This window comes from Microcystis sp. M20BS1 (genome assembly GCF_020245305.1).
Lineage (GTDB): Bacteria > Cyanobacteriota > Cyanobacteriia > Cyanobacteriales > Microcystaceae > Microcystis > Microcystis ichthyoblabe_A.
In genome coordinates, this window is the sequence record NZ_JADBUZ010000240.1 from 1 (window position 1) to 7,968 (window position 7,968).

The following is a 7,968-nucleotide window of genomic DNA, read 5'->3' on the forward strand; positions in this document are numbered from 1 at the left end:
GAGCAAGTTTCTTTGTTCTATGTTAAGATGTTGGTGGCTCATTTTGGGTCTGATTTGTTTTTGTTAATGATCAGACAGTACCTGATGAGCCTTTCTTTGTCAACTCTTGAGGTTGATGCGTTTCATTTTTGAATTGGCGACTTCCTCTGGATAATTTGCAAAGGTCATGGCATCACTATCTACTAGAAATATTCGTCTATGATCGTTCTCTTTCATCCATTTTCCCAACACAAACATACGTTTCCAAACGGGAATCTCATATTTTTTCGAGTAATCGGACATCTCAACGTAGCATTTCTGAAAATTTTCATATTTATCAAACTCTACTAGAGTGGTATCCCAATGATTTTGCCAAAAATCTTTATTAGTGTCATCTCCTATAAGCACAACTTTATTATTAAAGTTTGCCGCTGATTTCAAGGCAAATTTTAAATAATTTGGCTTACCACCAAAATGGGCAATAATTACAGGAATTTCTAAGGTTTCTATTGATTTCACGGTTTAATAACCTCCATTTTTTGAATTAAGTTCTGAGTTCTGGAATCTGGTCGTTGCGCTGTTAGGACACTTCAAGGAATCAAGGTTATTGAGAATGATCGAGGAATTTATGCGCTTTTAGGCTTCTGTTATTGAAAAGAGAGGCAATTTTTCGAGGTTGCTTATATTACAATATCTCATTATACAGCTTTAAATACTTAGATGCTTGAATCTCAAGAGTAAATTCTTGCTCCACTTTTTGCCTTGCTCGAATGCACAATTGGTTATACCTTTCTGTATCTTCTAATACCCAATTAATTCCCCGTGTCAAGTCTTCCACCTCGAAGGGTTTGGCCAGATAACCATTCTCTTGATGTTTGATCATATCGCTCTTCTGGAACTTTCGGAAATCCCTGACCGAATCCAGATTCTGAAACCCTTGGTTGACGAGTGATCGCTAACTTTTTTTCTAATAAAAACTCAAATTTCGGGTTTCTGTTAGTTAGCGATAGCTTGAAGGTGGGTCTATTGGACTGATGGTGATCGGACTGGCTTGACTGGCAGCATGAATGATAAAATCTATTTTCAAGTCTAAACAAATCGGACTAGAAACATCCTGCTCAATTAACTCTAAATCGGTTCTATTCTGGTAAAACTCCAATCGTTTTAATGCTTTCTCCTTATTTCTGACTAAGCCAATAACTTTGATAGAAGAATGTCTTTTTTGTTCATTCAAATAGAGCAAGGTTTCCACGATGTAAGCTGGTAAAAATCCATTGGCTCCCGAAATAAAAACTGTTTTCCCTGCCAAAGTTTGCCAAGGTAAATCAGCTGCAATAATTTGCCTCAAATCTTGTTCAACAATTTTATGTCTCATAATTTTCTAACTCAGAAAAATATTGGTTTGTGATCCCGAATAATATCTAGTATCCCATCGAGGATAGATTTCCTTGTCGATGCTTTTAAGTCTAGCTGATCATTAGCCCAGATAAAACTTTCTAATAACCAACAGCCAAAAAAGCCTGTACCTCCGGTAATAAATATCCGCTGTCCCCGCAATTCTTCCCAGAGGTCTTTAGTGTGGGCAAGAATGTGATTTAAGTCATTTGTTAGGTTAGGTTGCATCTTTAGCCAATCCATTTCGTAGAAAAAGACAAATCGACACAAAAATCAAAAGCAATAGATTTTTACATTCACTTTATCCAATGGGATAAGAAAAGGGTAACTCAAAAAAGAGATAACAAACAAGTCTATTATATTGTCTAATCATAAAAAACATCCAAAAAAATAAAAATGTTCCAAAAAATGCCAACAATGCAAATTTACCTACTCTAACATCTCCTCCGTTAATCCTAGAAATACCCCGATCCAGAAGATACATTCTATGATTTTATCAGCATTTGACAAGTATGCTACAAGGTTTCTGGTTCAACGCCTAATTCTCTTAATTTTTCAGCTAATTTTTGTCTTAACATTCGCTCCTGTTCGAGTTGATATTCAGTTTGTGTGACTCGTTCACTCCCCCATAATAACAGATTTCCCGACTTATCCCACCAGCGCAACCAATTAGTAGTAAATTCAGCTTTGCTTCCTTGCCAGATACCGATAAACAAATTAAGTTCTTTTATCCAGTAACGATTATTCTCATCTGGCAACTGCTGCTCATACTTTCCTGCCACTAAACAATAAACATCTAATTCTCCTGTTTTTGGCTGAAAAATTCCATAGACAGGTACTTGTAAGATTTGCTCGTAAAAATACCATTTTCCATAGGGATAGTGAGGGTTGATGGAATATTCACCCTCTTCGGTTTCCGAGATAAACTCTAGGACGATGGTAGGAATTTCTCCTTCAATGTGGGGAGTGTAACTGCGCCGAATTGTTCCGCTAGGAATCGGTTTTACCGAGGGAATATAAACCCAATCAGGCGCTTTGACAACAGTTTGAGTTTTAACGGTAGCACACAAGCCAAAATTAGAGGCAATTAGCATCGATTCTAGAATTAATCCTGCTAATTCTAGGGATTCGCGTAAAGCTGCTGCTAAGAGAGGTTGCAAGTTGTTGTCCACAGGTTCGTCAGGTAGAATAAAATCATCTGGCAGTTTTTCCCAGGTGATTATCGTTGATTTTGTCGGTAAATCAATAGCAGATGGTGTCATGTTTATCTCTTTTTCATTAAGAAAAGCCAAGAATACTTAAAAAGTCGGTTTTCCCTTAATCACCCTTGTCAAATGGTTTATCTAGGCAATCAAGTGTTTTTTTGAATGACAATATATCGATTTTCAATGTCGTAGTTTCGGCTATTTTTTTTTCGGCATTTCTCTATACATAGTCATCAAAAAATATCGAGGCAATAAAACAATGATCGGCTTTTTTGCGATTACTTGGATAATTTTTATCTACGCTTCCTCTAATTATCCTGATGAGCATTTTTATTCCCATCGTAAAATCTTACTCTGGTTTGCTTCTATACTTCTGGCGATCGCCAGCCTAGCCTATCTAAACTTGACTAAGACTTTCCACAGGATCCTCGCTCTAGTTCTAGCAATTATCATCGGCTATTCTATCGCAACTAATCTGTATTTTAATCAACGTTATCTTGCTAGTAAATACGGTTCCGAAAGACTCCTATCCGTGGCCGATACAGTGGAAATTATCAATCAGATTCCGGTCGGTTCAACCCTTTGCGATCCAGCTAAGAAAGGCAAAAGAAAAGAGCATGGTCAGTATGATTATATCGATACCTTTATGACCAAAAGAGAGCTAATGATCACCAATGCCTGCCCATCGGGTAGTTATTACATACAGCCGAAATTTAAAATGGCTATGCAAATGAACGATTTATTTCCAATTTTTACCCTCGTCAAAACTCCCCCTCTTGATCGCCCGATGACTTCCCTTCTGGAAACCCCAGAAGCCTATCTCTATAAAATCGAGTAGAAATACCTCAACCATGATAGCGGAATTTGCTTGGGATATTCTTAGGAAGTTTTCCTTTTAGGGAGTCGGTTGTCAGCAATTTCATAGCCAAGACGAAAAGTCCATTAAAAAGGGTGCATCTCAATAAACTCAATGACCACGATGCGCCCCTACCATAATATTATGGTAGGGGCGCATTGCATTCGCCCTCTTTTAATAACTGCTGCTGATCACTACAAGTACGAGAGAGCCACAAATATGAGATGCAGCCGATTAAAATGGACTAAAGTTCTTGTACCTAGTCGGTGACTGACTAGAGCCATCGGACAAAAAATAAATTCCCTAACTGCGGATGATTAGCTCACCTTGGCGGCGTATTATTGACAATATTGAGCGCATAAAGGCGAAAACGCTCTAGATCAGCTTGCAGGGTTGATTCCACCACTCGACCGAGGAAAAGATTATCCATCAATTTTCCTAACCAACCCGGTATAGCATAGGCTGCTGTCAGTCGCACAATACTCCTACCATGACGGTCATAAAAACGGATCGCCCCGCGGTTAGGCAACCCGTCCACGGATTCCCATTGAATCATCTGGTGGGGGACAATTTTCATTATCCGTGACAACCAAGTAAATTCTAGACCACCACTGGCTAACTTCCAACGGGAAAGCTCTGGCTCCTCCTCTAGAATTTTCACCGATTCGATCCATTTCATCCAGTGGGGCATTTGTTCTAAATCTGACCAGAGTTCCCAAACCAGATCGATCGGCGCGTCCACTTCTACCTGTACACTATGTTCTAACCAAGTCATTCGTTAATTCTGGCGATGCTGAATATTTCTATGATAACGGCTATTAGTCTTTAGCTTTTCACTCAATGATAAAATAAAAACAATCTTCGAGGTTTAATTTTACTATGTTAATCAGAAAACTGCTCGAATGTCAGGAATTCATCGCCGGTGATCATACCCGATTGCGTGAGTTATTGCATCCCGATAAACAGCCGTTAAATCTACGTTATAGTTTAGCCCACGCATGGGTAGATGTGGGGGAAACTTCTACTCCCCACGCTTTAAAAACTGCGGAAGTTTATTATATTCTGCAAGGACAAGGGGAAATGCACATCGATGAGGAAGTGCAATTAGTGACTGTCGGTGCTGCCATTTATATACCTCCTCTAGCTAAACAATATATTCATAATTGTGGAGAGGAACCCTTAATTTTCCTGTGCATTGTTGATCCAGCTTGGCGACTGGAAGACGAAATTATCTTTGAGTAAAAATAATGAATATTGGGATTATTGGACTGGGTTTAATTGGTGGTTCCTTGAGCTTAGATTTCCGCTCACAAGGTTATAAGGTTTTGGGAGTTTCTCGTCAACAATCCACCTGTGATATCGCTGTACAAAAAGGAGTGGTAGATGAATCTAGTACCAGTTTAGAATTATTAGCTACTGCCGATTTAATCTTTATCTGTACTCCTATACATTTAATTGTGCCAACTTTGGAAAAATTAACTCCCTATTTAAAAACCGAAGCCATTGTCACCGATGTGGGATCAGTTAAAGGGGCAATTGTGGACAATTGTAGTCAATTATGGCCGAATTTTGTCGGTAGTCATCCCATGGCTGGGAAAACAGAACAGGGAATTAATGCTGCACAATCGGGTTTATTTGTCAATACCCCATATCTGATTACTCCCCTTGAATCTACTCCTAACTGTGCCGTGGAAATCTTAACCGAAATAGTACGAAAATTAGGCTGTAAAATTTATTATTCCTCCCCCGAAGAACACGATCGAGCCGTGGCATGGATTTCCCATCTGCCAGTAATGATTAGTACCAGTTTAATCCAAGCTTGTGGGAAAGAACAAGATCCGAATATTCGCCAATTAGCGGAAAATTTAGCTAGTTCTGGTTTTCGCGATACCAGTCGCGTCGGTGCTGGCAATCCCGAATTAGGTTTAATGATGGCTAAATACAATCGTCAAGCTTTATTGATATCCTTGAAAAATTATCGTCAAAATCTTGATCAAATTATTGACTATATTGCAGGAGAAAAATGGCAGGAACTAGAAGAAATTCTCATATCGAGTCATCAATATCGAGCCAATTTTCTTCAATCAAAATAACATTTTTTCTAACAATTATACCCCAGCACTGTATTATAGATTTATCCTCAGTAAATCAATGAAATAATATGAACACCTTTTTTGACTTTGAAGCCGAATTTGTTGACTCCTTACGTTGCATACCGATGGCCGTGAGAATGAAACTAGATACCTGTGGAGTTAAATTAAAATTATCCCATTGGATGCAGTTGAGTCAACCAGAAAGAATGGTGTTAGTTAATATGGCTTGTACGACGGCAGCAGAAGCTGCAATTTATCGAGATTTTCTACAAAAATTAATCACGGAAAAAACTGGCAATCCCGCAGGAGAACTAGCAATAGATCCCCATCCTCCTTGGCTAGATGATAGCCAGATTCCTGATACAGTCCGAGAAAAAGCTAGAGAATTCCAGATTGAAATTAGTTTAGAACAATGGCAAAAATTGCAACCATTCCAACGTTTTGCCCTGATTAAACTCAGTCGTCCCAGTCACGAAAATCTCAACTTTTATCCAGCCCTCAAAGAGTTACATATAGTCGATGTCTAACTCAAGAACCTATGCCAGATTAATTAAGTCCCTTCCTATCTTACTATCATGACAAGCAAAAAGGCGATCGAGTCGATAAATTAGTATTTTAGACCAGATCGATCTCGATTATACCGTTTCCATCCAGTCAAAAACTTGATTCAATTGCGACAAATCAATTAAACCGTACTGCCATAAAACCATCGGCAAAGAACCCACCGATGCTTCACAGAGACGCACAGCCATATCGAGGGAACGGGGGGAAATTGCTAATTTTTCCAAGAGGAAAGTGCGGAGTTGTTTTTGTTGATGAGCTTCCATGATTAAAGATCATTTATAATGACAATCTGATTATTGAATAACTTATCCTCTATTAAAAAGAGATGCTTCCCTCACGGGGATCACCCAATTGGGTGATTTTGTCCAGCAATCACAATAATTTAAGAATTTATCCATAATATGTCCTACTATCCCGAAATTGCTAGTGGGGATATCAACACTTTATTTACTTAGAAAAACGATAAAGGGGAACTTTTGGGATAAGCTATTGATAACCTAGTTTTTGCTCGAGTAGGAGAGAATTGCCCCCAATGAGTCATGCTCCTCAAGTTTCCGTGATTATTCCTTGCTATAATCAAGGTCGCTATCTTGATCATGTGATCGCATCTGTTTTAGTGCAAACATACCAAAATCTTGAAATCCTTGTCATTGATGATGGATCCACAGAACCAGAAACCATCGAGGTTTTACAAAATTATCAACAGCCAAAAACTAGGATCATCCGCACAGAAAATCAAGGGGTTGCCGCAGCCAGAAATCTAGGAATTGCCCAAGCGCAAGGAACTTATATTCTTCCTCTCGATGCCGATGATAAAATTGCCGATTCCTATCTAGAAAAAGCGGTTACTTTGCTAGAAAGTAATCAGCAATTAGGTATAGTTTATTGCGAAGCGGAGTATTTTGGGGATAGACAAGGAACTTGGCCGCTGCCTGAGTATAAATTTCCCGATATATTAGTAGATAATATGATATTTTGCTCCGGTTTGTTTCGGAAATCCGATTGGGAAACTGTGGGGGGATATAATAGCAATTTAATTTATGGTTGGGAAGATCACGATTTCTGGCTATCGCTGATCGAATTAGGTCGAGAAGTCTATCGTATCCCAGAAGTGTTATTTTTCTATCGACAAAAAGCTGATTCTATGAGTCGCTCAATGACCGCAGAACACTATATCTATTCCTACACCCAACTTTTTTATAATCATCCCCAACTTTACTCCCAAAATATCCAAGCCATTTTTGCTGCTTTAGTCACCTTAAAAGTTGATATATTCGCTCAGTTGGAACAGGCTAGAGAACGAATTAAACAATTAGAAATTCATGAACAAGAATTGCAACAAGACTTGCAAAAAACCCAATTAGATTATCGAGAAAGAGACGAGGAATTACAAAAAGCTGAGAGTAAAATAGCCGCCATGGAAAAAAGTAAATTCTGGCAAATGAGAAGGGCTTGGATTAAAATGCAAAAATTGCTAGGTTTGCTGGAAAAAGACCCGATTTACTCCTAAAAGTCAGGTAAAAATGGCCATGGATCAAGACGGGGGTGGGTTGCCCTTCCCTAACCCACCCGACTTTGTTAATCGACGGCAATTAAGGAACGATTGCGAAGATAAGCCAAATCTTTTAATAACTGTCCGCTATCACCACCGTTATTAAGATTAATCCCCAAAGCCGCTAAATCCGCATCTACCATTAATTTTACCAGTCCCTCGAACGTCACCGACGGCTGCCAACCTAATTTCTCTCTGGCTTTTGTAGAATCTCCTATCAATAAATCCACTTCCGCTGGACGCAAATAACGTTGATCAAACTCCACATAATCCTGCCAATTTAAATTAACGTATTGGAAAGAAATATCGAGAAACTCCCGGATA

13 protein-coding genes are annotated in these 7,968 nt (G+C 38.9%); 5 read left to right on the forward strand and 8 right to left on the reverse strand.

Translation table 11 applies throughout. The features are described 5' to 3' along the window. Positions 1-99: 99 nt before the first annotated feature. From IM507_RS22575 to IM507_RS22595, 5 genes are all read right to left on the reverse strand, one after another. Positions 100-498, reverse strand: a complete 399-nt coding sequence (locus IM507_RS22575) for a hypothetical protein (RefSeq protein WP_287637779.1) — start codon at positions 496-498, stop codon at positions 100-102. A gap of 166 nt (positions 499-664) precedes the next feature. Next, positions 665-862, reverse strand: coding sequence for a hypothetical protein (locus tag IM507_RS22580; protein ID WP_002736812.1), 198 nt, complete (start codon positions 860-862; stop codon positions 665-667). Positions 863-979: 117 nt separating this feature from the next. Next, positions 980-1,354, reverse strand: coding sequence for a Rossmann-fold NAD(P)-binding domain-containing protein (locus IM507_RS22585; RefSeq protein WP_002774625.1), 375 nt, complete (start codon positions 1,352-1,354; stop codon positions 980-982). An 11-nt stretch (positions 1,355-1,365) separates the two neighbouring features. Continuing rightward, a complete protein-coding gene (locus IM507_RS22590) occupies positions 1,366-1,602 on the reverse strand; it encodes a hypothetical protein (protein WP_002736310.1) in 237 nt (78 codons plus the stop codon). Positions 1,603-1,889: 287 nt separating this feature from the next. Beyond that, entirely contained in the window at positions 1,890-2,636 is a 747-nt protein-coding gene (locus IM507_RS22595; protein ID WP_103113358.1) for a Uma2 family endonuclease, read from the reverse strand. Between the two features lie 202 nt (positions 2,637-2,838). On the opposite strand from IM507_RS22595, the gene IM507_RS22600 reads away from it, so the two are divergent. Continuing rightward, complete coding sequence (locus tag IM507_RS22600; RefSeq protein ID WP_081330843.1) at positions 2,839-3,417, forward strand: hypothetical protein; 579 nt, start codon at positions 2,839-2,841, stop codon at positions 3,415-3,417. A 340-nt stretch (positions 3,418-3,757) separates the two neighbouring features. On the opposite strand, the gene IM507_RS22605 is transcribed toward IM507_RS22600, so the two are convergent. Then, entirely contained in the window at positions 3,758-4,210 is a 453-nt protein-coding gene (locus IM507_RS22605; RefSeq protein ID WP_002774315.1) for an SRPBCC family protein, read from the reverse strand. A gap of 104 nt (positions 4,211-4,314) precedes the next feature. Here IM507_RS22605 and IM507_RS22610 point away from each other — a divergent pair, with 104 nt between their 5' ends. The 3 genes from IM507_RS22610 (at position 4,315) to IM507_RS22620 (ending at position 6,055) form a co-directional block, all read left to right on the forward strand. Continuing rightward, entirely contained in the window at positions 4,315-4,677 is a 363-nt protein-coding gene (locus IM507_RS22610; protein ID WP_287637780.1) for a cupin domain-containing protein, read from the forward strand. Positions 4,678-4,682: 5 nt separating this feature from the next. Continuing rightward, on the forward strand, positions 4,683-5,528 hold the full coding sequence (locus IM507_RS22615) for a prephenate/arogenate dehydrogenase (protein ID WP_287637781.1): 846 nt from the start codon (positions 4,683-4,685) through the stop codon (positions 5,526-5,528). A gap of 68 nt (positions 5,529-5,596) precedes the next feature. Then, positions 5,597-6,055: a nitrate reductase associated protein gene (locus IM507_RS22620; RefSeq protein ID WP_123230800.1), complete on the forward strand. Its 459-nt coding sequence runs from the start codon at positions 5,597-5,599 to the stop codon at positions 6,053-6,055. 108 nt (positions 6,056-6,163) lie between these two features. Here the strand turns inward: IM507_RS22620 and IM507_RS22625 are convergent, their stop codons facing one another. Further along, positions 6,164-6,355 (reverse strand): DUF2949 domain-containing protein, encoded by a 192-nt coding sequence (locus tag IM507_RS22625; RefSeq protein WP_002738067.1) that lies wholly within the window; start codon positions 6,353-6,355, stop codon positions 6,164-6,166. Between the two features lie 269 nt (positions 6,356-6,624). Here IM507_RS22625 and IM507_RS22630 point away from each other — a divergent pair, with 269 nt between their 5' ends. Further along, positions 6,625-7,602, forward strand: a complete 978-nt coding sequence (locus tag IM507_RS22630; RefSeq protein WP_002735303.1) for a glycosyltransferase — start codon at positions 6,625-6,627, stop codon at positions 7,600-7,602. A 68-nt stretch (positions 7,603-7,670) separates the two neighbouring features. Here IM507_RS22630 and IM507_RS22635 read toward each other — a convergent pair. Next, a partial coding sequence (locus IM507_RS22635; RefSeq protein ID WP_272095312.1) for a GDP-mannose 4,6-dehydratase occupies positions 7,671-7,968 on the reverse strand: 298 nt, incomplete at its 5' end.